The sequence below is a fragment of the Miniphocaeibacter massiliensis genome, from assembly GCF_900232905.1.
Lineage (GTDB): Bacteria > Bacillota > Clostridia > Tissierellales > Peptoniphilaceae > Miniphocaeibacter > Miniphocaeibacter massiliensis.
This window is the reverse complement of record NZ_OCTQ01000008.1, coordinates 1-25831: the sequence shown is the minus strand read 5'-3', so window position 1 is coordinate 25831 and position 25831 is coordinate 1. Positions and strand designations below refer to the sequence as shown.

Here is a 25831-nt window from a genome sequence, read left to right as displayed (position 1 = left end):
TCAAATTAAATTTTTTCAATATTTTTTTCAAAAATTTTAATATTTTCTTTTAGTCTAAAAAATGTTTCTAATAATTCATCTAAATAATAATTAAAAGCCAGTTCATATTCTTTGTCTATATTTGTAGAGATTATAGCAGAACTACTACCAAAATAATTTTTTATAAGTTTTAAATTTTCATTACTAATATTTGGTATTTGACCATTTTCTGAAAGTTGAGTTATTAAGCCAAAAGCAGTATAAAAATCATTGTTTATTTTAGATATATCAGATATTTTAAAGTTTTTATTTTTAAATAATTTTTTATCGTTTTTTATTGATTTTAGTTCAGTATTTATTTCGTTTATATCATCGATTAAATTGCCTAATTTTATATTCTTACTATTTGCAAGTAAAAGTTTAAAAGAGTTTTCAAATTCTTTTAAACTTTTTGTATAAGTAGATAGTAAAAATTGATGACGATTTGGTGGATAGATAAAGTAATTTATAAAGAAACCTATTAATAGTCCTACTGTTGTATCTGTAACTCTGTAGAAAGCATACATGTAGTAGCTAGGATCGTCAGACAATCTTGGCTGATAGAGCATAATAATAATAAATACAATACAGGATAATGGGGTTGATTTGTTCCAATTAAAATAATTACAAATATTTATTATTAATATTATTCCAAAAAACATTGCAATCATACTCTTTATTCCAAAATATTGAAAGACAATAGCTATAATTGCTCCTATAATTGTAGACAAAATTCTATTAACACTTATTTTGTAAGAATCAAATACTGATGATGTCATAGAAACAACTGCAGAAATCCCAGCTAGTATAGGATTATTCATACCTAGTAAATGTGCTACATATATAGATAAAGTAGTTGCAACTGCTGTTTTTAAAGTCCTAGGACCAAAAGTTTTTTTTAAAAAATGCAAAAAATTATTCATAAAACACTCCATATCTTTAATTATATAATACTATATTTAAAGACAATTTAAAAATCTGAAAAAATAATAATTATTAGATAAGTTACAAAAATATTATAGAAATAACATATAAAGTATATCTAAAAAATAGTTATAAAAAGTTATTAATAAATTAATCAACATAAAAATAATAGTGAAAATAGGTTTTCCACAAAGTTATCCACATTATCCACAATTTAAATTAACAAATTGTGCACAATTTTAATTATGAATAAATATATTAAAATCACTTAAAAATTTTTAAAATATATATTTCTAATTAAAATGGGTATAATATTAAGTACAAGATACACATCTTGTATAAAAACCGTTGGAAATAGGAGGCATATGTATGAAATTAAAACATATAGGTAAAAATTATAATGTAAATGAAAATCTTAAGGAAGTAGCTGAGAAGAAACTAGGTAGGCTAGATAAATACTTCAAAGAAGATGTGGAGGCTAAAGTTACATATAGCCAAGAAAAGAACCTAAGGAAAGTAGAGGTCACAATATTTCTTTCAGGAACGGTTTTAAGGGCAGAAGAATCAACCGATGATATGTATACTTCTATAGATAGAGTAGTGGATGCATTAGTATCTCAAGTAAGAAAGTACAAAACAAAATTACAAAAAAGATATCAAAGTGGAGAAACTATAAGATTTGAAAATATTCCAGAAATAGAAGAAAAAGAAGACGAGGATGCTCCTAAAATTGTTAAAGTAAAATCTTTTGGAATTAAGCCTATGAGTGTAGAAGAGGCAATTTTACAAATGGAATTAGTTGGACATAATTTCTATGTATTCTTAGATGCTGAAACTGACTTGGTAAAAGTTGTTTATAAAAGGAAAGATGGAAATTATGGTTTATTGGAGCCAGCGTTTTAGTATGAATTTCATAAGGAATCAACATAGTTGGTTCCTTTTTTTATGAATATAAATTATGGAGTTAAAGATATGGAATTAAACAAATATATAGATCACACCAATTTGAAAGCAGATGCAACAGAAGAAGAGATAGATAGACTATGCAAAGAAGCAATAGAATATGATTTTGCATCTGTTTGTGTAAATGGAAGTTACGTAAAATTAGCATATGAAAAATTAAATAATACAAACGTAGAAGTTTGTACAGTTATTGGTTTTCCTCTAGGAGCTATGACGACTGAAAGCAAGGTTTTTGAGACAAAAAATGCAATACAAAATGGTGCTAGAGAAATAGACATGGTAATTAATATAGGTAAAATTAAAAGTAGAAAATATCCTTATGTTAAGGATGAAATAAGAGAGATAGTAGAAGCATCTAAAGATAGAGCATTAGTAAAAGTTATTATTGAAACATGTTTATTAACAGAAGAAGAAAAAGTTAAAGTTTGTGAACTAGCCATGGAAGCAGGAGCAGATTTTGTAAAAACATCAACAGGATTTAGTATAGGAGGAGCAACAGTAGATGATGTAAAGTTAATGAAAGAAATTGTTGGGGATAAAGTGAAAATAAAAGCAAGTGGAGGTATAAAAACTAGAGAAGATGCAATAGATATGATAAAAGCTGGTGCAAGTAGAATAGGTACATCTAGTGGTATAGGAATTATAACTAAATAATTATTTTTAATTAATGAAAATGTAGAAATTAGAATTGAGATTATATTTAGTATTTTTATTAAAACTATATAAATATCTTGAAAAATCGATTTCTTAAATAAAAGATTAATTTAATTTTATTAATTAATATTAAGTGTATATTTTTTGTTGTAAAAATATAAGTGCATTTTGTTAAGTGATAATTTTTAGTATAATATTTAACTAAGCTGTTTTCTATAAATAGGCTTATAATATTTATTTTTAAAGATGTATAATAAGAATTAATAAAATATAAAATTTTTATTTTATAATTGTAATTTAGATAGTTTTAACATGGAGATAGAAATGATTTTAATTTGATTATTTTTTTAGTATAGATTAATATATTTATAAATTCAAATTGTGAAAATGTTTTTTTTAGTGATATTGGGTTATAATATAATAAAGAGATAAATTACAATAAGGGGGAATATATATAAATGGCAAAAGTATTAATAACAAATGGTCTAGAACAACAGTACATAACTCAAATAGCGAAAAAAGGTCATGAAATAATTGACAAGAGAGTTAATGAAAATGAGTTAAAGGAATTAATAAAGGAAGTAAATTGTATAGTTGTAGGATATGATACAAAGATAACTAGAGAAGTAATAGATGAGGCATTAAAAACAAAAAATTTAAGAGTAATAGTAAGAGCTGGAGCAATTCTTGACAATGTAGATGTTGATTATGCTAAAAAGAAAGGTATAAGGACATATAGTACTCCATCAGGAACTACAAATGCAGTAGCGGAAATGGTAATTGGACAAATGATTACTATATCTAGAAATATTCATCTAACTAATATTAATATGAGAAAAGGTGAATGGGATAGAGAAAAGTACTATGGTACAGAAATTTCTAGAAAAACTTTAGGATTAGTAGGATTTGGTAGAATAGCTAGAGCAATAGCAGAAAAAGCCAAAAGTTTGAGTATGAGAGTAATTTACTATGATAAGTATTCTACTACAGAATTATATGGCTATGAACCAGTTACAATGGATGAGTTATTGACTCAATCAGATTATATTTCTCTACACATACCTGGAGGGGAAGAAAACCATCATATTATAGATGAAGGTACATTTAAATTAATGAAGGATGGAGTATTCTTTATAAATTATTCAAATAGAGGAGTAGTAGATGACGAAGCTTTACTAGATGCTATAGACAGTGGAAAAGTTAAAGCAGCAGCGTTGGATGTATTTGATGATGAGCCAGTTAAAAATGAAAGGATATTAAATAATCCAAAGATTTCACTTACTCCACATATTGGTTCATTAACAGCTGAAGCAGATTTAAGAATTGCAAAAGAAACAGTTAGATTTGTAGTGGAAAATTTATAATTTAAAGACTCAACTTTTAGTTGAGTCTTTTTTTAGATGATAAATATGGAGAGATTTGGATTTTGAAAGAATTGGACAAGTAATTGTTAGTACAATTGCTTTGATTTTTAGGGGGGTTAATATAAAAAACGTAGGATATTGGAATATTTTATTAATATTAGCTTTTTCAATTATGATACTATATGAAATTTGTTGCATTAGATATTTTAAGGTTTCAACTAATTAAAATTTTTATAAAAACTTTTTATTTACCCTAGTTTCTCCTTGCTACTTTATCAGGAATGGATTTATTTTTATTCGGAGTTTGTAGGAAGGCGTTAAGGGTAGTTGTTTTTATTATAATCCTTGTGATAAGACATATAGGAATTAATTTAGGTTATTTAAAAGGATATAAAAAAGTACATAAATATTAAAAAATAGATTAAATATGTTCTTATTTTTATCATTATGATATAATACGGTAAAATAATAATTGCATAGAGTGGGAGGATATATGGAAAAGCCAGTAGTTGTAAAATTCGGAGGAAGTAGTCTAGCTAATAGTGAACAATTTAAGAAGGTTAAAAAAATAGTAGAATCAGACAAAAGAAGAAGATTTGTTGTACCTTCAGCACCAGGAAAGTCATATCCAGATGATACAAAGGTAACAGATTTATTATATATACTAGAAGATTTATTTAATTTAGAACAAGATTATTCAAAAGTTTTAGCAAATATAAAAGCTGTTTATAATGGTATAGCTAAAGGTATTGGTATTGAAATAGATTTGGATCCTTACTTTGATGATATTTTGAATGAACTAGGAAAAGGAGCGTCTAAGGAATACATAGCAAGCCGAGGGGAATTTTTAAATGGAATATTATTATCAAAATATTTAGGGTTTGAGTTTATAGATCCTAAAGAAATAATATTTTTTGATGTAAAGGGTAATTTTGATTCAGATATAACTTATACAATAGGAAAGAAAAGATTAGAAGGGGTAGAAAATGCTGTAATTCCTGGGTTTTATGGTTCATTACCTAATGGAAAAGTAAAAACTTTTAGCAGAGGTGGATCAGATTTAACGGGTTCAATCATATCTAGACTTGTGGGAGCATCACTATATGAAAATTGGACAGATGTTTCAGGGTTTTTAATTGCTGATCCAAGAATAGTTAGTAAGCCAAAAGGTATATCAAAGATATCTTATAGAGAGCTTAGAGAATTATCTTATATGGGAGCTTCAATTTTGCATGATGAAGCAATATTTCCAGTTATTTCAAAAGGAATACCAATAAATATAAAAAATACAAATGCACCAGAAGATGAGGGAACTTTTATTGTTGATGAAGCAAGTTTAGGAAATGATTCAACATGGGTTACAGGTATTGCGGGAAGAAAGAATTTTACTGTAATATATATTGAAAAAGTAAAGTTGAATCAAGATAAAAGTTTTCATAGAAAGTTAATGTCAATTTTAGAATCCTATGATATATATTTAGAACATATGCCATCTTCTATAGATTCAATATCTTTAATAATTGATGATAATGTAGAAGAGCCAAAAGTTAAAGATATAATTGACGATATAAAGTTAATATGTAAGCCCGATTCAGTAGGATATACAAAGAATATTTCATTAATAACCGTTGTTGGACATGGAATGAAAAATACTTCAGGAACATCTGCTACATTGTTTACAGGACTCGCGAGAGCGGGAATAAATGTTAAACTTATAGTACAAGGATCTAGTGAGGTAAATATAATTGTTGGTATTTCTGATGATGATTATGAAAAAGCTATAAGGGCAGTATATGAAACTTTTTTAGGAGATAAGGAAAAATAGAATGTATAATATTTTAGCCATTATAGCAGTTGTAATAATTGCTATAATCTTGTTATCTATAGTAGTATCAATTGTAGGTTTATTATTTCAAATAGCGGTAATAATAATAGCGGCAGCTATTATCTATAGACTATATTTAAATTACAAAAATAAACAATAAAAAATATATTATAAAAAAGATATTTCTTATTTTAAGAAATGTCTTTTTTATGTTAAAATCGTAAGTGTATTTGCTAATTGAATTATAATAATATTAATAAAACGGAAAAATAGAAGTATTGTTAAAATGCTATTTTTAGAGATTTTATTTGTATATATAGTTAATAAGTGGTAAAATAAACCGTGAAAAAGTATGAGGTGGATTATGGGATTTTTAAAAAATTTATTTGGTTCTAACAATAAAGAAGTAAGTAAAGTAGAACCAATTGTAGATAAAATAGAGTCATACGATAGTAAAATGGCTAACTTAACAGATGATGAATTAAAATCTAAAACCCAAGAGTTTAAAGAAAGACTAAAAAATGGGGAAACTTTAGATGATATACTTCCAGAGGCTTTTGCAGTTGTGAGAGAAGCATCTTGGAGAGTTTTAGGTATGAAACAATATAGGGTTCAGCTAATTGGTGGAGTAATACTACATCAAGGTAGAATTGCTGAAATGAAGACAGGTGAGGGTAAAACTTTAGTTGCTACTTTACCTGCTTATTTGAATGCTCTAACTGAAGATGGAGTTCATATTGTAACAGTAAATGATTACTTAGCAAAGCGTGATATGGAATGGATGGGTAAAGTACATCAATTCTTAGGACTTACTGTTGGTTGTATAATTTATGGTCTAGATAATCAAGAGAGAAAAGATCAATATGCTTGTGATATAACTTATGGAACAAACAATCAATTTGGATTTGACTATTTAAGAGATAACATGGTTATTTACAAAGAGGATCAAGTTCAAAGAGGATTAAATTATGCAATAGTTGATGAAGTTGACTCTATATTAGTAGACGAAGCTAGAACTCCACTTATTATATCTGGAAAAGGTGATGAATCTACAGATCTTTATGAAAAAGCTGATAGATTTGTCAAAACTTTAGAAGGTAGGATTATAGATCCAAATGAAGAAAAACCAGATATTTTAGACAGAGAGATAAAAGAAGAAACTGTAGATTTTATAGTTGACGAAAAGAAAAAAACAGCAAGCCTTACAGAAAAAGGAACTGCAAAAGCAGAAAAATATTTTGGTTTAGAAAACTTATCTGACTTAAACAATATGGAGATAGCTCATCATATAAATCAAGCATTAAAAGCACATCATACAATGCATAGGGATATAGATTATGTTGTAAAAGATGGAGAAGTTTTAATAGTAGATGAGTTTACTGGACGTATTATGGAAGGTAGAAGATATAGTGATGGTTTACACCAAGCTATAGAAGCTAAAGAAGGTGTTAAGGTTGAAGCAGAGTCAAAAACCTTAGCCACTATTACATTCCAAAATTACTTTAGAATGTACAATAAAATTTCTGGTATGACAGGTACTGCAAAGACAGAAGAAGACGAGTTTAGTGAAATTTATAATATGGATGTTGTAGAAATACCAACAAATAAGCCAATAGCTAGACAAGATTTTGAAGATAGAATATATATTAATGAAAAAGCTAAATATACTGCGATAATTGAAGAAATTATTAGAGTTCATGAAACAGGACAACCAATCCTTGTAGGTACAGTTAATATAGAAGTTTCAGAACTAATATCTGCAATGCTTAAAAAAGCAAGAGTACCACATGATGTATTAAATGCTAAAAACCATGAAAGAGAAGCAGAAATAGTTGCTCAAGCAGGTACTTTTGGTAAAGTTACTATAGCTACAAATATGGCAGGTCGTGGTACCGATATTGTACTTGGTGGAAACCCGGAATTTATGGCAAAACACGATATGAAAAAACAAGGTTTTGCAGATTATATAATAGATAATTTAGATAGTTTTATTGAAACTGACGATGAAGATATAAAAGCAGCCAGAGAAATTTATCATAGATTGTATGAAAGACACAAGAAGACTACAGAAGAAGACGAGAAAAAAGTGCTTGAAGCTGGAGGTCTTTATATACTGGGAACAGAAAGACATGAGTCTAGACGTATAGATAATCAGTTAAGAGGTCGTTCTGGTAGACAAGGGGATCCTGGTTCATCAAGGTTCTTTATATCATTAGAAGATGATTTAATGAGACTGTTTGGTGGAGAAAGAATACAAAACTTTGCAATAAAAGGTGGATTTCCAGAGGATGAACCTATCGAATTTAAGCAAATTTCTAAGTCTATAGAAAGAGCTCAAAGAAAAGTTGAGACAAATAACTTTGGTATTCGTAAGCATGTACTACAATATGATGATGTTATGAATGTACAAAGAAAAATTATCTATGGAGAAAGAGAAAGAGTTTTAAATGGCGAGAATATGAAAGATTATGTTCTTGACATGATGGAAGAAGTTGTAAATTTATCAGTAGATAATTTTACAAATGGTTCTAACAAACCGGAAAACTGGGATATGGAAGGTTTAATGCTTTATTTAAAATCAGCATTCTTACCTGATGGAATATTACAATTCCCAGATTTAAATAAATATAACGAAAATACTTTAAAAGAATATATTATAGAACAATCTAAAAAAGCATATGAAGAAAAAGAAGAAGAAATAGGTTCTGATAAATTTAGAGAAGTGGAAAGAGTTGTTCTTTTAATGGTTGTAGATAGAAAATGGATGGATCATATAGACGCAATGGATCAATTACGCCAAGGTATAGGTCTTCGTTCATATGGACAGCAAGATCCTGTTAGAGCATATAATGAAGAAGGTTTCCAAATGTTTGAAGAAATGAACCATTCCATTAAGGAAGAAACTTTAAAAGGACTATTTAATATTCAACCAGTTGAAGAAGTAAAAAGAGTAAAAGTAGCTAAAGAAACTAACGCAAGTGGAGAAGAACAAAGAACAATAGTTAAGGGCAAAAAAATTGGAAGAAATGATCCTTGTCCATGTGGTAGTGGGAAAAAATACAAAAAATGTTGTGGTAAAAATGCATAGAGGTGAGTAATTGGATTTATACTCGATAAATGAAAAAATAGAATATCTAGATAATATTTTAAAGGAACTTGGTGATTCACTTTGACTTGCCTAGTCTAGAAAAAGATATAGAAGAAATGGAAAAAAAGACTATGGCAGAAGGTTTTTGGGATGATAGTTCAAAAGCCCAAAGTCTTTTTGATGAACTTAAAATAAAAAAAGAAAAAGTAGAAAAATTACAGGAAATAGATGAAGAGTTAGAAGAAGTAAAAGTGTTAATCGAAATGGTTCAAGAAGAAGATACCACTGAGTATGATAAAGATATTAATAAATCATTGAAAAGTATAGAAAAAAAGCTAGATGAATTTAAAATAGAAACTATGCTAAGTGGAGAATATGACAAAAATAATGCAGTGTTTTGCATAAATTCAGGTGCAGGTGGAACGGAAGCTCAAGATTGGACAGAAATGTTGCTCAGAATGTATGTAAGGTGGATGGATGACCACGGATATAGTCATGAAATAACTGATTATAATAGAGATACTGAAGGTGGAATAAAGTCTGTTACACTACTTGTAAAAGGTTATAATGCTTATGGATATTTGAAATCAGAAAAGGGAGTTCATAGATTAGTTAGAATTTCTCCGTTTGATACAAATAAAAAGAGGCATACATCATTTGCGAGTGTAGATGTATACCCTGAAATAGATAATCATGAGGGAATAGAAATAGATTCTAATGATTTAAGAATAGATACTTATAGGGCAAGTGGTGCAGGTGGGCAACATGTAAACACAACAGATTCGGCCGTTAGAATAACTCATATTCCAACTGGTGTAACTGTACAGTGCCAGTCTGAAAGAAGCCAAATAAGTAACAGAGAAACTGCAATGGGAATGTTAAAAGCTCGACTAATTACTATTAAAGAAGAAGAAAATCGCGAAAAAATTGAAGATATCCAAGGACAATATAACAAAATATCTTGGGGATCTCAAATAAGATCATATGTTTTTCATCCCTATACTTTAGTAAAAGACCATAGAACAAACTTTGAAGTTGGGAATGCTGAAAAAGTTATGGATGGAGAAATAGATGATTTTATAAATGAATATCTAAAAATGAAAGCAATAGAACAAAAAAACAATTAGGATGCAGAAAACTGCATCCTTGTTTTATGGGTAAACATAAATTAATTTTTTTGGTAAAATATGTAAGTGATAAAAATAGTTTAACAAAACAATGAGGTGGAAAATTGAATATAAATTTAAAAATAGCAGAAAATTTAAAAATAAGAGAAAAACAAGTTGAAGATACTATAAAGTTAATCGATGAAGGAAATACTATACCCTTTATATCTAGATATAGAAAAGAAGTTACAGGTAATTTATCTGACACAGAACTTCGTAGTTTAGAAGAGTTACTTACATATTTAAGGTCTTTAGAACAAAGAAAAGAAGACGTAATTAGATTAATTGATGAGCAAGGTAAACTTACAAAAGAACTTAAAGAAGAAATAGAAAAAGCAGAAAAAATTCAAGAAGTTGAAGATTTATACTTACCTTATAAACAAAAGAAAAGAACTAGAGCAACTATTGCAAAAGAGAGAGGATTAGAACCTTTAGCAGAATTAATTTTATCTTTAAAAGCTAAAAATGATGATATTGAAAAGCTAGCAGAAAGTTTAATAGACGAAGAAAAAGAAGTTTTAACAATAGAAGATGCTTTAGAAGGAGCTAAAGATATAATAGCAGAGATTATTTCTGAAACAAAAGAGTTTAGAGATATTGTAAGAGAAGAGGCTCATACGAATGGAGGAATAAACTCGTCTAAGTCTGATAAAAAAGAAGATGCTACTTATGAAATGTACTATGATTTTGCAGAGAGAATTAAACATTTAAAACCTCATAGAATCTTAGCTATGTTTAGGGGAGAAAAAGAAGGGATTTTAAAGCTAAAATATGATTTTAATGATTCGAAAAATATAGAAAATATATTATTCAAACTTTGCATGAACGAAGAATATCCAGGATACAAGTATTTAGAAGAGGCATTAAATGATGGTTATAAAAGACTGCTACTTCCGTCAATAGAAACGGAAATAAAAAATGAATTAAAAGAGATGGCGGATAAAGAATCCATAGAAGTATTTGCAGGAAATTTAAAACCATATTTAATGCAACCACCAATAAAAAAATCTGTAGTAATAGGACTTGACCCTGGGTATAGAACAGGCTGTAAAGTAGCTGTTATTTCTGAACATGGCAAAGTTTTAGATTATTCTACAATATACCCTACAAAGCCTAGAGAAGATATAGAAGGCTCAAAAAAAGTTTTAAAAAAATTTATAGATAAACATGATGTTAATTTAATAGCTATAGGTAATGGAACAGCTTCAAGAGAAACAGAAAGTATGGTTGCAGGTCTAATAGATGAAATAGGAAAAAAAGACTTGTTTTATTCAATAGTAAATGAAGCGGGAGCTTCAATTTATTCTGCGTCAAAACTTGGGGATGAGGAATTTCCAGATTTAGATGTTACTATAAGAGGGGCTATTTCTATAGCAAGAAGGATTCAAGACCCATTGGCAGAACTTGTAAAAATAGAACCACAACATATTGGTGTAGGTCAATATCAACACGATGTTAACCAAAAAGAATTAAAGCAAACTCTTGGAAATGTAGTAGAAGATTGTGTAAATTCAGTTGGGGTTAATGTTAATACAGCTTCACCAGCTCTTTTGAATTATATTTCGGGTGTATCAAAAACAGTTGCAAAAAATATAGTTGCACATAAAGAAGAAAATGGACCTTTCAAAAGTCGTAAAGAATTAAATAAAGTTAAAGGGCTTGGTCCAAAGGCATTTGTACAATGTGCAGGATTTTTAAGAATACCTGAAAGTGAAAATATATTAGATAATACAGCAGTTCATCCAGAGAGTTATGAAATAGCAGAAAAATTACTTGGTGAAGATTTGAAGAAAGTTCAACTTAGTAAAAAAGCAGAAGAATTAGGGGTAGGTATTCCAACATTAAAAGATATCGTAGATGAATTGAAGAAACCGGGAAGAGATCCTAGAGATGAAATGCCAAAACCTATACTTCGTTCAGATGTACTTTCAATAGATGATTTAGAAGAAGGTATGACTCTAAAAGGAACTGTAAGAAATGTAGTAGACTTTGGAGCGTTTGTCGATATAGGAATTAAAAACGATGGACTTGTACATGTATCACAAATGTCAGAAAAATTCATAAAACATCCTAAAGATTTAGTTAAAGTAGCAGATGTAGTAGAAGTAAAAATAATAGGAATAGATAGAGATAAAGGAAAAGTAGCTCTATCTATGAAAATATAAATTGTATGTAGAAAAATGAAAAAACTAAAAAAATTATTAATAACAATAACTTTAATATTGCTTGTAATATTTGTTGCTTTAAACGTTTATAGTATGAATTATTATGAAGCTGATGAATCTGCGATAGATTTATTGGAGAAAGATTACATTGAGGAAATTGATGGATATGTTGAATTAAATCCTGAAGAAAAGTCAGATATTGGTATAATCTTTTATCCAGGAGGGAAAGTAGAGCATTACGCTTATTTACCCATAATGAACAAGTTAAGAGAAAAGGGAGTCAATTCATTTTTAGTTAAAATGCCATTTAAATTAGCTATTTTTAATAAAAATGCTGCAGATAATATTATAAAAAACAATCCTAATATAAGTGAGTGGTATATAATAGGACATTCATTAGGAGGAGCTATGGGAAGTAGCTATGCTAATGAAAACAGTAAAGAGATTAAAGGCTTGTTTTTACTAGGGGCTTATAATTATGGAGAATATGACAAGGAAAAAACTTTGATATTTTACGGAACAGAAGATGAAATTTTAGATAAGTCTAAAATTAAAAAAGCAGAAGTAGTTGGCATAATAGATGGTGGAAACCATGCTTATTTTGGAAATTATGGAAAACAAAAAGGTGATGGTGAGGCTATAATTTCACAAGATGAGCAACAAAACATAGTAGTTACTAAAATTATGGAATTTATAAATAAAAATTAGAACTGAGAAACAGTTCTTTTTTTATTTATAGATTTTGATAGACAATTGTAAAATTGAGATATGATTTTAACAAATATTCACAAAATTAACTCATTTAATAAATATACAAGGCTTGTGTTTTTTGTATTTTAATGTATATTTTAAAGTAAGAAGTTTTATTTATAAGGAGGATATATGGAAAAAGATAGTAAAAAAATAATTATAATAGTCGCTGTAGTTGTTTTTTGTATATTTGCTATGGTAGGAGCGTTTTTTGGATTAAAAGCATACAATAGAAATAAATTGGTAAAAAATGCTGAAAAGTATGTTGAATTAAAAAATTATGATGATGCAATAATTACATATAATAAATTGATTTTAAAAAGCGATAAACCTGAATATACAGAAAGATTAGAGACTATAAAGAAATTAAAAGATTCAAATGAAAATTTTATTGAAGGTGAAAAAAGCTTTAAGAAGGAAAAATTTAAAGAAGCATACAATCATCTAAAAGAAGTTATAAAAGATGATAAAGATAATTACAAATCTGCAAAAAAAATGTTAGAAGAAATAGATGCAAAATTTATATCAGCTATAGAAGCTAGTATTGAGGATATGAATTTTGAAGATGCTGAAACAAAAATAGCAGAGTATAAGGAGTTGTTTAATAACAGTGACAAGGTTTTAGCCTTTAAAGAAAAGATATTAGATGCTAAGGACAAGCAAGAAAAGGAAGTTAAAGAACAGGAAGAACTTGCTTTAGCAAAAGATGAGTTAGAAAAATTAAAGAAAGAAGTAGAAAACAAGAAAAGTAGTACAAGTAATAAAAACAAAGTAGCAAAGTCTGGAGATTATGGAACTTTTTATGTTACAAGTGCAAAAGCTAATGTAAGATCTGGACCAGATGTGAATGCATCGGTTATAACATATGTATCTCAAGGCTCTTCGGTATATATTTATGAAACTGTAGAAGATGTTGGAAGAACATGGTGTCATGCTATAATTACGAGCTCTGTTACAGGTAATTCTTATGACGGTTGGATTTCTAGTAGAAATTTAGACTATTCTTTATAAAAGAACTATTTATATAGTTCTTTTTTTGTTGCAAATATCATAGAATATATTTTCTGATTAGGGTATTCTTTACATAGCAATAATGCTTATTAATAAAAAACAGGAGGAATAATGAGTAAATATTTAGGATTTATACATTATATAATGTTTGATAAAATAAAGTTTCAAGAAAAAATAGTTAAAGAAATTTTGAATATTGCAAAAAACAAAGGAAACTATAATATAGAAAAAGAAGTTGATAAACTAGGAACTATTGAAGATGGAAAATTAGAAGATATTATAGATTCAGATAATATCCATGCATGGTTACAAAAAAGAGTGGAACTTGTTGAAAATAGATTTGCAAAAACAGTAGCTCTTATATTAAAAGATGATACTGATAGTTTAGAGGAAATTAAAGGTTTATTGCATAATTTGGGTAAAAAAGAAAGTAAACCATCTACAGTTAAAGAAGGATATAAATTAATTAGTTCGAAATTTTTAGATGGGATGCCTTGTGATAATGCAATAATAATTTTAGAAGATACAGAAGACTTACTTTCTTTTAAAATTATTATTGATAAACATTCTAATTTTTGGGTTAAATATGATGTAATGAACATATATTGGGATTTAAGGAACGAATATATAAAAGGTATTTTTGATTCATCTAATTATAGATTTAATAAGGTTGATGATTATTTATATGAAATAGGGAGGAAATAATGTTTACAGTAGAATACTTAGAAAAAGAACATGAGGGAATTACTAAAGTTATTAATAAAGTTGAAGAAAAATGTATTAAAATTGTGAATGGTGAAGAAATAAATGATGACTATTTTAGAAAACTAATAGTATTTATAAGAAAGTATGCAGATGATGCACATCATAAAAAAGAGGAAGATATTTTATTTAAGTATATGTCAGAAAACTTAGGCGAAGCTGCTGAAAAATTGATAAACTATGCAATGCTACAAGAACATCAAATGGCAAGATATTATGTTTTAGAATTAGAAAAATATTTAAATGAATATAAGCTAGAAAAATCTGATAAAAATAAAATACAAGTTTTAGCTAATGCAATGAGTTATGTTAATTTATTAAGACTTCACATAGATAAAGAAAATAATGTAGTATATCCTTTTGGAGCAAAAAACTTATCAGAAGATATAAAAAATAAAGTTGAAGAAGAAATGAAAGTGAGAACTGAAGAAGAAAAAGAGATATTGAAAGATAAAGAAAATTTATTAAAAATACTATTAAAATAAAACCAGCTGTTAAGGCTGGCTTTTTCTTTGCATAATTATATAAGGTAAATCTTCGTTTCCTATTAGAGTGGTCAAATTATTTTGTACTACTGTAAAACCATGAGATTTGTAAAAGTTTATGGCAGTCGTATTATCTTTAAAGACACAAATTATTATATCTTTGAAATTTTGATTTTTTAGTTCAAATATAGCTTTGGTAAATAAAGTATATCCTATTTTATTTCCTTTAAATTCGTTTAATACATATAGAGATATTACTTCACCACTATTTGGAAATTCCTTGGTTATAGATTTTCCAAATATAGATACACCTATGATAGTATTATTATATTTTGCAATTATGCATTTTATAGATTTATTAAGAAGATTGTTTTTTATAAATTCAGTCCAATGATTATCGTCTAAGCTACTTAAATAAGAGCTATTAAGTATATTTTTGTAAGATTCTTTCCAAGATATCTTCAACATATGGCTGGCTTCTTTTATTAAATCTATTTCATTTTTAGTGATATATTCATAATCAAACATGGTTCACCTTTATAATAATTTTTGTATACTAAAATTATACTTTATTCTACATTAAAATTAAATAAAAAAGTTGCTATTCTAATAATAATTGTAGAAAATAAATATTTAATCTAGTTAGTTAACTAAAGTAATTAAATTTTTTGTTTTACTTTACTTTTTTTGGACAACGTGATAATATGTACCTAATAATTTTTAGAAAGCGTTATGGAAAAGCGTAGAATTAGAAAACTGTAGAGACTAGGTGGTTGGTGAAAACCTAGGTTGGAAAATTTTGCTTCTAGTTTCCTAGCATCACTTTTGAGCTTAGTAGGGAGTGACGAGTAGTTTCGTTAAAAACTTTTAAGTGGCATAGTTTTTATGCAATTTAGGTGGTAACACGGTTAATAGCGTCCTAATTTTAGGAGGCTTATTTTTTTACCATTTTACAAGTTAATATATACGTTATGAAAAAATATACTTTACGAAGATTTAGAGAGAGTTATCGGTTGGTGAAAGATAATAATTGGGAGAGAGTATTCTAGTTTTCTAGTATTTCCTTTGAAAACAAGTAGGGGGAAAGGCTAATCACCTTAAGATTAAGAGTGGCTTTATGACGTAACCATATTTGCAAAGCAAATATTAGGTACGTCAAATGTAAGGCTTTCCCAAGGTTTGAAAAAGCTTGGAAGAAAGCTACTGTATACTATATTGCACTTAAAAATATTTAGTATCCAGTAAAATAAAGCAAGCAGAGTGGTACCGCGAAAAAATTCGTCCCTGTATATAATTATGCAGGGATTTTTATTTACTAAAATATCTTTGTCAGTTTACTCTGGTAAAGATATTTTAAATAGTATAAAATACAATTAATTTACAAGGTAAAGTAGGAGGGTAAAATGATAAAAATATTTGACACAACGTTAAGAGATGGGGAACAATCACCAGGATGTAGTATGAACTTAAACGAAAAACTACAAATGGCAAGACAGTTGGAAAGAATGAATGTAGATATTATTGAAGCGGGATTTGCAATATCTTCTAAGGGAGATTTTGAATCTGTAAAGAGAATTGCTCAAACTGTAGAAAAACCAGTTGTAGCATCTCTAGCAAGAGCTTTGGAGAAAGATATAGACGCTGCTTGGAGAGCTGTTAAAGATGCTAACAGACCAAGAATACATACATTTTTAGCGACTTCACCTATTCATTTACAATATAAATTAAAAATGACTGAAGAACAAGCAATAGAAAGAGCTGTTGCAGCAGTAAAGCATGCAAAGCAATATTGCCATGATGTAGAATTTTCAGCAGAGGATGCTACAAGAAGTTCTGTAGAATTTTTAGCTAAAGTATTTGAGGCTGTAATAGAAGCAGGTGCAACAGTTATAAATATTCCAGATACTGTTGGATACGCTGATCCTTTTGAATATTATGAATTTATAAAAGCTGTGAAAGAAAACACAAGAGGTATGGAAAATGTAGACATTTCAGTACATTGTCACAATGACTTAGGACTTGCAGTAGCTAACTCATTGGCTGCTATAAGAGCAGGTGCAACTCAAGTTGAATGTACAGTAAATGGTATAGGTGAAAGAGCTGGAAATGCTGCTATGGAAGAAGTTGTTATGGGGTTGAAAGTTAGACATGATATTTATAAAGTCGATACTAATATTGTTACAACTGAAATAATGCGTTCTTCTAATTTGCTTCAAACTATAACAGGTGCAAAAGTTCAAGCTAATAAAGCAATTGTAGGAGTAAATGCTTTTGCTCATGAGTCAGGAATACATCAACATGGGGTTTTAGCAAATAAAGAAACTTATGAAATTATGACTCCAGAATCCGTAGGACTTACTAAAAATAATATGGTATTAGGAAAGCATTCAGGAAAACATGCATTAAAAGATAAATTGAGTGATTTGGGTTACACAGTTACAGATGAAGAATTAAACAGTATATTTGATAGATTTAAGGCTTTAGCAGATGAAAAGAAAATAGTTTATGATCAAGATTTAGAAGCTTTAGTAATTAGGGATATGTCAAATATGATTAACGAGTATGAGTTAGTTGATTATTCTACGGCGACAAGTGAAGGTAAGGAATCTAAAACTATCATAAAGATTACAAAGGGAGATGAGGTTTTAGAGATAGTGGGTTCAGGAAAAGGACCAATAGATGCAGCTTTTGACGCATTAGGAAAGATTTTTGGTTCAGAGATAAAACTAGAAGATTTTTCAATTTATTCAGTGACCAAAGGTAAAGATGCTTTAGGGGAAACTTCTTTGAAACTTTCAAAAGGAGAAAGAACATTCACTGGTAAAGGTATATCAAATGATATTATAAAATCTAGTATATTAGCATATGTAAATGCTATGAATCATTTAGAATACTTTACAGAGAGAATACATGCACATGGGGAAGAAAATTAAGGGGGTAAAATAATGGGAATGACTATGACACAGAAAATTCTTGCTAAACATGCAGGAATGGATTCTGTTGAAAAAGATCAATTTATAATGGCAAAATTAGATATGGTGTTAGGTAATGATATTACAACACCTGTTGCAATAAATGAATTTCATAAAATGACAGATGGAGGAGTTTTTGATAAGGAAAAAATTTCTATAGTACTTGATCATTTTGTTCCAGCAAAGGATATAAAGTCAGCTACTCAAGCAAAAAAATGTAAAGAATTTGCTAGAGAATATGGAATAAAAAACTTTTTTGAGGTAGGACGTTCAGGCATTGAACATGCTTTACTTCCAGAAAAAGGAATAGTAAAGTCGGGAGATGTAATAATAGGAGCAGATTCTCATACTTGTACTTATGGAGCATTGGGAGCTTTTTCAACAGGAGTAGGTTCTACAGATATGGCTGCTGGTATGGCAACAGGAGAGGCTTGGTTTAAAGTTCCAGGGGCTATTAAATTTAATTTAACAGGTAAATTGAACGAATATGTTACTGGGAAAGATTTAATTCTTCACATAATTGGAATGATAGGTGTAGATGGTGCAAGGTATAAGTCCATGGAATTTATGGGAGAAGGAACATCTACAATTGAAATGGATGATAGATTTTCTATTTGCAATATGGCTATAGAAGCAGGAGCTAAAAATGGAACTTTCCCAGTAGATGATAAAACAAGAGAATATATGAAAGAACATGGAGTAAAATCTTGGGAAGAATTTTATGCTGATGAAGATGCAGAATACGATGAAGTTTATAATATAGATTTGTCAGAAGTTAAAATGACAGTAGCTTTTCCACATTTGCCAGAAAATGCAAGAACAATAGATAATGTTGGGGACATAGAAATTCAGCAGGTAGTAATTGGTTCTTGTACAAATGGAAGAATTAAAGACATGAGAGAAGCAGCAGAAATTCTTAAGGGGAAAACTATAGCAGAAGATTTAAGGTGTATCATTATTCCAGCTACTCAAGAGATTTACAAACAATGCGTTAGAGAAGGGTTAGCAGAGATATTTGTAGATGCAGGTTGTGTGTTTAGTACTCCGACTTGTGGACCTTGTTTAGGTGGATATATGGGGATACTTGCTGAAGGAGAAAAATGTGTTTCTACAACTAATAGAAATTTCATAGGAAGAATGGGGCATACAGGCTCAGAAGTTTATTTGGCAAGTCCAGTAATTGCAGCTTATTCAGCAATAGCCGGTAAAATTGCAGGACCAGAAAGCAACTAGGAGGAAGAAATGGGAAAAGTTTTTAAGTATGGAGATAATATTGATACAGATGTAATAATTCCTGCTCGCTATTTGAATACGCAGGATCCAAAGGAATTAGCTAAATTTTGCATGATAGATATAGATAAAAATTTTAATAAAGAAGTTAAAGAAGGAGACTTTATAGTTGCTGGTGATAACTTTGGTTGTGGTTCTTCAAGAGAACATGCACCAATAGCTATAAAAGCAAGTGGAGTTAAAGTTGTAATTGCAAAAAATTATGCAAGAATTTTTTATAGAAATTCATTTAATATAGGTATGCCTATTTTAGAGTCTGAAGAAGCTGCTACCAAAATAGAAAATGGTGATGATATTGAAGTAGATTTTAAAACAGGTTTAATTACAAATAATACTAAAAATGAAACATATCAATCACAAATTATTCCGACCTTTATGGAAAAAATAATAGCAGCAGATGGGTTGGTAAATTATGTTAGACAGGGAGGAAAAATGAATAAGACAATAGCAGTAACTAAAGGTGATGGAATAGGGGTTGAAATAGTAGATGAAGCTCTTAAAGTTTTAGATAAAGTTGCAGAAAAATATGGACATAAATTTGAATATAAATATGCGTTAATCGGTGGGGCTGCTTATGATGAATATCATACTCCACTACCAGAGGAAACTTTGGAGATTTGTAAAAATTCAGACGCTGTTTTTCTTGGTGCAGTAGGAGGAGAAAAATGGGATACTGTAGAACCAGAATTAAGACCAGAAAAAGGACTTTTAGCTCTTAGAAAAGGACTTAGTCTTTATGCAAATTTAAGACCAGCAACAATTTATGAAGCGTTAAAATCGGCTTCGCCATTAAAAGATTACATTGTTGAACAAGGTGTAGATATTTTAGTTGTAAGAGAACTTATTGGTGGAATATACTTTGGTGATAGAAAAACATATGTTGAAAATGGAGTAAAAACCGCATATGATGTTGAAAAGTATGATGAGAATGAAATAAAAAGAATTGCTAAAATGGCATTTGACTCTGCAATGAAAAGGAGAAAGAAAGTAACTCTTGTAGATAAAGCTAATGTTTTAGATTCTAGCAAACTTTGGAGAGAAGTGGTTAAAGAAATGGCTAAAGACTATCCAGAAGTAGAATTAGATTTTATGTACGTAGACAATGCTTCTATGCAACTTGTAAAAAATCCTTCACAATTTGATGTTATTCTTACCAATAATATATTTGGAGATATTCTTTCTGATGAATCTAGCCAAATAACAGGTTCAATAGGAATGCTACCATCGGCAAGTATTAGTGAAATAGGAATACATATGTATGAACCTATTCACGGTTCTGCACCAGATATTGCTGGGAAAAATATAGCAAATCCATTAGCTACAATTTTGTCTGTTGCTATGATGTTAAGATATTCTTTTAATTTAGAAGAAGAAGCTCAGGCTATAGAAAAAGCTGTAGAAAAAGTTCTGGGAGACGGAATAAGAACAATAGACATTAGGGAGCCTGATGGCGAGTATGTAACTTGTTCTGAAATAGGAGATGCTGTAGCAGAAAGAATATAATGAATAAAAAGGAAATACTAGCTTTTGAAAATATTACTTTTAAAAGAGATGGAAGAGAAATATTAAAAGGTGTAAATTGGGAAATTAAGGAAGATGAAAAATGGGTATTACTTGGTCTTAACGGTTCAGGAAAGTCTACATTATTAGGAATGATACCTGTTTTTACTCATCCTACATCAGGTATTCTTAGAGTTTTTGAAAAAACTTTTGGAAAATATCCTTGGGAGAAAGTAAAGTCTAGAGTTGGGTTTGTTTCTTCAACAATGAATAGCTTTTTAAATACCTTAAATTACTATAAATTAGAAGAAATAATCATAAGTGGAAAGTATAGTACCATAGGTATTTATAATGATTTGGAAGAAGAGGATTATATTATAGCTAGACAATTAATGAAAGATTTTAATTTAGAATATTTAAAAGATGGCACATTTTTGAATCAGTCACAAGGAGAGCAAAGACGTACACTAATCGCTAGAGCTTTTATGAATAATCCTGATCTTATGATTTTAGATGAACCGTGTGCAAGTTTAGATTTAAAATCAAGAGAGCATCTATTAAAAATATTAAATGAAAAATATGAAAATATAGATAAGCCATTGGTTTATGTAACTCATAGTATAGAAGAAATTTTCCCAGCAATAACACATGTTGCAATAATGAAAGAAGGAGAAATTATCTGTAAAGGAAATAAGAAAGATATTATAAGGGAAGATATACTTTCTCAAATTTATGACAATGATATAAAAATAAGTTGGAAAAATAATAGACCTTGGATAACAATAAATTGGAAATAGAGCAGAAGCTCTATTTTTTTATAAATATATCGCAAATAATATTCATCAATTAAATATATATTAAATATTAATTACTTGGAAATGAAACAAATAGAATGATATAATGAAGATATAAATTAATAAAAATATAATTTAATAAAATAATGGAGGTAAAAGTATGAAAAGTAAACAAAGAATAGCTTTATTTACAGTATTGGTGATTTTGATTAATCTGTTTTCGAGCACGCTGGTTTTAGCGGATAATCTAGAGGAAACAACAGATAATACTAATACAGTAGAAAAAGTAGAAGATGGAAATCTAAAAGAAGAGGTTACAGAGGAGAAGGAATTACCAAAGGAAGAAAAAACGGAAAAAACGGAAGAGCAGGTCGAAGAAGTACCAGAAGTATTGGCAGTTGGAGATATAAATACTGTAGAAGAATTAATAGAAGCAATAAAAAATGCTGAAGATGGAGAAGTTATTATGCTATCTGAAAGTTTTGCTTTTGGTAAAGTTAGTTTAGAGATACCTAGTGTAAACGTTATCTTAGATTGTCAAAACAAGGTATGGTCAGAAGGAGAGATTACTGTTAATGGTTCAAACCTAGGAAGTTTAACTATTAAAAATATTAAATTTGAAGCTTCTGATAAAACAGCAATTAATATAAATGCTACAGGAAAAGTTATATTAGATAATATTTCAATATATAATAGGAATACTGGGGCAGGAAGTGGAATTTCTTTAGGAAGTTCATCAAATTTAACTATAAGAAATTCAACATTTAAAGAAAATATAGCTACAGCTACAGGATACTCAGGAGGAGCTATTTATTCAACAGGATTTAATGGAACATTTTTAGTTGAAAACTCTGTGTTTGAAGGAAATGAAACTACTATGGGTGGTGCTGTTTATGGTGGAGAAGGTGGAGCTATAGCCTTCAACAGACTAGGAAGTTCAGCTAATGTTATTATTAAAGATTCATATTTTAAAAGTAATAAAGCAGCAGAAGAATTAGGTGGTAAATTAGCAGATGGTGGAGCTATAGGTATCTTTAATACTGTAAATGGAGCTAAAATAGAATTAGATGGAAATACATTTGAAGGCAATGTTGCTGGAGATGATGGTGGAGCAGTATTTATACAATCAAATGATGTAATAAACGAAGGAATAATATTTAGAAATAATACTTTCTATAAAAACCAAGCATTATCAAAAAGTGCTACTCAAATGTACAGTGGAGGAGCCATTCAGCTATATGGAAATGGAAGTCCTTTCCAAGGTAGATTATCTTATGTAACATTTGAAAACAATACTTTTGTTGAAAATACAGCAGGAGCACAAGCAGGAGCAATAGCATTCACAGGCTATGTAACGAATGCTGTAGGTGGGAATTTAAAAAATAATTTATTTGTAGGGAATATTGGAGATTATGAAGATACTAATAATGTAGGTGCATTGGACTCTGGAATAGTTAATGACCAAGAAGGCAACATTGGATTAGATAATGGCACAGTAACAAAAGAAACTGTAGAAATGTCTTTTGGTAAACATGGTGTTTTATATTCAGCGAATGGTACATCAAAAGAAGCAGGATGCTCAGAAAATCGTATAAAAATTCCTACTCTATTAATTAGACCAGGAGGATCAGCGGAAGGAGCAGGTAAAGCCGATATAACAGATGAACTGGACCAAAGAGGTTTTTCTAGAGGAGAGAGCCCTTATGATGCAGGTTCTGTTGAAATTGCAAACGTAAAATATATTGCAAATGGTGGAGAGTTTCGTTTAGGTGAAATGGAGTCCTATGATGGCTCAATTTATTATGAACAAAATGAAGAAGGAAAAGTTGTTGAATATTATACAGCAGGAAATATTAATGGTAAAACATCAGTAGTAGATGGTTTAGAAACCTTAAAAGCAACAAATGGTGAAAAAACATTTAAAGGATGGAATACTAAAGAAGACGGAACAGGGGATTCCTATGAGTCAGGGAAAGAATTAGTATACACTAATGAAAGTATAGTTTTATATGCTCAATGGGAAGAGAAAGCAGTTGAGAAAGAATATGGACAGTTACAAATTCGTGTAATAGATTCAAATCGTAAGAAAGTAATATCTGGAGCAAAGTTTACTTTAAAAGATAATGAAGGAAATATATTAAGAGATGATCTTGTAAGTAATGCTCAAGGATTTATATTTGTAGGAGAATTAGAAGTTGGAGAATATATACTAGTGCAGACAGCTTCAGATGAAACACATGATATTTTTGATGAAGAACAAAGTATAGTTATAAATAAAGATAAAGTATACAATTTAACAGTTCTTAATAAATTAAAAATAGTTAGCAGGGTATTAGGTGTTGCAGTAGGTGAGACTACTTCACAAGAAAAAGATATAACAGTTGAAGTAAGAGAGATTGAAAGAAGTAATGCTAAAGCAACAGGTAAAAACGCCATTTCGATTACAAAATTTGAAGGAGAAAATGTCGGAGATAATAGTAAAAATGATTTACTAGATGGTGCAACATTCATGATAATAAATGTTGAAACTCTTGAAATGTATGGACCATTAGAAACAGAATTAGGAGCAGTAACACAATTTTATTTACCAGATGGAACATATAAAATTTCTGAAAAAGATGCACCAGAAGGTTATATAAAAGATGAAAAATCATATACCGTAACTTTAAATGCAGACAGCATGTATGCATCTTTAGAATTTTACAATGTAAAAGATGAAAAAGTGCCAGATGGATATGCTCATATGACTTTACTTGATGCGCAAACAATGAAGGGAATTAAGGATGTAGAATTAAAGGTAACAAATAAAGCTGGTGATATTCTAGCAACAATGACAACAGATGAAAACGGAGTTGCAACAAGTAGCTTTTTACCAAACGGACAATATAAAATTAATTTTGTAGATCGTTCACCTTTAGTTTATAAGGATGTAGTATTAAATCAAGATGTGTATATACAGGCACCTGGAGCTAATTATGCTAAAACATATCTATTTAAAAATGAGGTAAATTTTATACTTCAAAAAATAGATTCTGAAAATGATAAATTAAAATTAGCTGGAGCTACTTTCACAATATATGATAGTAAGGGTAAAGTGCTTACAGATAATAGAGTTACAGCAGAAGAAACTGGAGAATCAAAACCTGCAAACCTATTACCAGGAAATTATTATTATGAAGAAACAGTTGCACCAGAAGGATACGAAAAAATAGAAGGTAAAATTCCATTCACTATAGATGAAGTTACAGAAGATCTTATAGAAGTTAGAGAAATTGTTGAAAATACAAAAATTGTAAAAAAACAAACAGTAATATTTGAACCAAATGGTGGAACATTTGCAGATGGAACAACAGAAGCAAAACAAGTAACAGTAAACCATGGAGAGAAAGTAAAAGAAGAAGAAATAAGTAAAACAGGTTCAAAGTTTGAAGGTTGGTTTACAGATAAAGAATTAACAAAAGTATATGACTTTGAAAGTCCAGTAACAGAAGATATAACACTATATGCAAAATGGAATATAAATAAATACACAGTAATATTTGAACCAAATGGTGGAACATTTGCAGATGGAACAACGGAAGCAAAACAAGTATCAGTAAACCATGGAGAAAAAGTAAAAGAAGAAGAAATAAGCAAAATAGGTTCAAAGTTTGAAGGTTGGTTTACAGATAAAGAATTAACAAAAGCATATGATTTTGAAAGTCCAGTAACAGAAGATAAGACGTTGTATGCAAAATGGGATGTAAATAAATACACAGTAATATTTGAACCAAATGGCGGAACATTTAAAGATGGAACAACGGAAGCAAAACAAGTATCAGTAAACCATGGAGAAAAAGTAACAAGTGAAGAAATAACAAAAGAAAAAAATGGATTTGGAGGCTGGTATACAGACGAAGCTCTAACAACAGCATACGACTTTGAAAATCCAGTAACAGAAGATATGACGTTGTATGCAAAATGGGACTTAAATAAACAAACAGTAATATTTGAACCAAATGGTGGAACATTCGTAGATGGAACAACAGAAGCAAAACAAGTAACGGTAAATCATGGAGAAAAAGTAAAAGAAGAAGAAATAACTAAAAAAGATTCAAAGT

The 25831-nt window shown here is 29.2% G+C and carries 19 protein-coding genes and 1 other annotated feature; of the genes, 17 read left to right on the top strand and 2 right to left on the bottom strand.

Annotated features, from left to right (window positions below):
- Positions 1-5: 5 nt before the first annotated feature.
- The gene (locus CS899_RS10465; protein WP_164995916.1) at positions 6-941 is read right to left on the bottom strand and encodes an FUSC family protein; all 936 of its coding nucleotides are present in this window, start codon (positions 939-941) and stop codon (positions 6-8) included.
- Positions 942-1311: 370 nt separating this feature from the next.
- On the opposite strand from CS899_RS10465, the gene hpf reads away from it, so the two are divergent.
- The 12 genes from hpf to CS899_RS10410 all read left to right on the top strand — a co-directional run bounded on the left by hpf (position 1312) and on the right by CS899_RS10410 (position 15175).
- Positions 1312-1845 carry a ribosome hibernation-promoting factor, HPF/YfiA family gene (hpf, locus tag CS899_RS10460; protein ID WP_100066148.1) on the top strand — a complete coding sequence of 178 codons (534 nt, stop codon included), beginning with the start codon at positions 1312-1314 and terminating at the stop codon, positions 1843-1845.
- A 69-nt stretch (positions 1846-1914) separates the two neighbouring features.
- Entirely contained in the window at positions 1915-2559 is a 645-nt protein-coding gene (gene deoC, locus CS899_RS10455; RefSeq protein WP_100066167.1) for a deoxyribose-phosphate aldolase, read from the top strand.
- Positions 2560-3017: 458 nt separating this feature from the next.
- A complete protein-coding gene (locus tag CS899_RS10450) occupies positions 3018-3923 on the top strand; it encodes an NAD(P)-dependent oxidoreductase (protein WP_100066147.1) in 906 nt (301 codons plus the stop codon).
- Between the two features lie 493 nt (positions 3924-4416).
- On the top strand, positions 4417-5748 hold the full coding sequence (locus CS899_RS10445; protein WP_100066146.1) for an aspartate kinase: 1332 nt from the start codon (positions 4417-4419) through the stop codon (positions 5746-5748).
- Between the two features lies 1 nt (position 5749).
- Positions 5750-5908: a hypothetical protein gene (locus tag CS899_RS10900; RefSeq protein ID WP_164995915.1), complete on the top strand. Its 159-nt coding sequence runs from the start codon at positions 5750-5752 to the stop codon at positions 5906-5908.
- Positions 5909-6112: 204 nt separating this feature from the next.
- Positions 6113-8836 (top strand): preprotein translocase subunit SecA, encoded by a 2724-nt coding sequence (gene secA / locus CS899_RS10440; RefSeq protein WP_100066145.1) that lies wholly within the window; start codon positions 6113-6115, stop codon positions 8834-8836.
- A 10-nt stretch (positions 8837-8846) separates the two neighbouring features.
- Positions 8847-9963, top strand: a protein-coding gene (prfB, locus tag CS899_RS10435; protein WP_207204789.1) for a peptide chain release factor 2 whose coding sequence is annotated in 2 segments (ribosomal slippage) — positions 8847-8918 and positions 8920-9963 — 1116 coding nt in all. Because the reading frame shifts where the segments join, the coding sequence is not laid out codon by codon here.
- Between the two features lie 104 nt (positions 9964-10067).
- The gene (locus CS899_RS10430; protein ID WP_100066144.1) at positions 10068-12167 is read left to right on the top strand and encodes a Tex family protein; all 2100 of its coding nucleotides are present in this window, start codon (positions 10068-10070) and stop codon (positions 12165-12167) included.
- Between the two features lie 15 nt (positions 12168-12182).
- A complete protein-coding gene (locus tag CS899_RS10425; protein ID WP_100066143.1) occupies positions 12183-12875 on the top strand; it encodes an alpha/beta hydrolase in 693 nt (230 codons plus the stop codon).
- 174 nt (positions 12876-13049) lie between these two features.
- On the top strand, positions 13050-13928 hold the full coding sequence (locus CS899_RS10420) for an SH3 domain-containing protein (protein WP_100066142.1): 879 nt from the start codon (positions 13050-13052) through the stop codon (positions 13926-13928).
- Between the two features lie 111 nt (positions 13929-14039).
- Positions 14040-14633 (top strand): hypothetical protein, encoded by a 594-nt coding sequence (locus CS899_RS10415; protein WP_100066141.1) that lies wholly within the window; start codon positions 14040-14042, stop codon positions 14631-14633.
- Positions 14633-15175: a hemerythrin domain-containing protein gene (locus tag CS899_RS10410; RefSeq protein ID WP_100066140.1), complete on the top strand. Its 543-nt coding sequence runs from the start codon at positions 14633-14635 to the stop codon at positions 15173-15175. Before CS899_RS10415 ends, CS899_RS10410 begins: the two co-directional genes overlap by 1 nt.
- 9 nt (positions 15176-15184) lie before the next feature.
- On the opposite strand, the gene CS899_RS10405 is transcribed toward CS899_RS10410, so the two are convergent.
- Positions 15185-15703: a GNAT family N-acetyltransferase gene (locus CS899_RS10405; RefSeq protein ID WP_100066139.1), complete on the bottom strand. Its 519-nt coding sequence runs from the start codon at positions 15701-15703 to the stop codon at positions 15185-15187.
- A gap of 193 nt (positions 15704-15896) precedes the next feature.
- Positions 15897-16100 (top strand) — a binding site (T-box leader).
- A 478-nt stretch (positions 16101-16578) separates the two neighbouring features.
- Between CS899_RS10405 and CS899_RS10400 the strand changes: the two genes are divergently transcribed.
- From CS899_RS10400 to CS899_RS10380, 5 genes are all read left to right on the top strand, one after another.
- Positions 16579-18108: a 2-isopropylmalate synthase gene (locus tag CS899_RS10400; RefSeq protein ID WP_100066138.1), complete on the top strand. Its 1530-nt coding sequence runs from the start codon at positions 16579-16581 to the stop codon at positions 18106-18108.
- Positions 18109-18120: 12 nt separating this feature from the next.
- Positions 18121-19380 (top strand): 3-isopropylmalate dehydratase large subunit, encoded by a 1260-nt coding sequence (leuC, locus tag CS899_RS10395; protein WP_100066137.1) that lies wholly within the window; start codon positions 18121-18123, stop codon positions 19378-19380.
- A gap of 9 nt (positions 19381-19389) precedes the next feature.
- Positions 19390-20940 carry a 3-isopropylmalate dehydrogenase gene (leuB, locus tag CS899_RS10390; protein ID WP_100066136.1) on the top strand — a complete coding sequence of 517 codons (1551 nt, stop codon included), beginning with the start codon at positions 19390-19392 and terminating at the stop codon, positions 20938-20940.
- Positions 20940-21734 (top strand): ABC transporter ATP-binding protein, encoded by a 795-nt coding sequence (locus tag CS899_RS10385; RefSeq protein WP_100066135.1) that lies wholly within the window; start codon positions 20940-20942, stop codon positions 21732-21734. The genes leuB and CS899_RS10385 overlap by 1 nt, the downstream gene beginning before the upstream one ends.
- Before the next feature lie 157 nt (positions 21735-21891).
- Positions 21892-25831: InlB B-repeat-containing protein (locus tag CS899_RS10380; protein ID WP_207204788.1), on the top strand; the 3940-nt coding region annotated here is incomplete at its 3' end.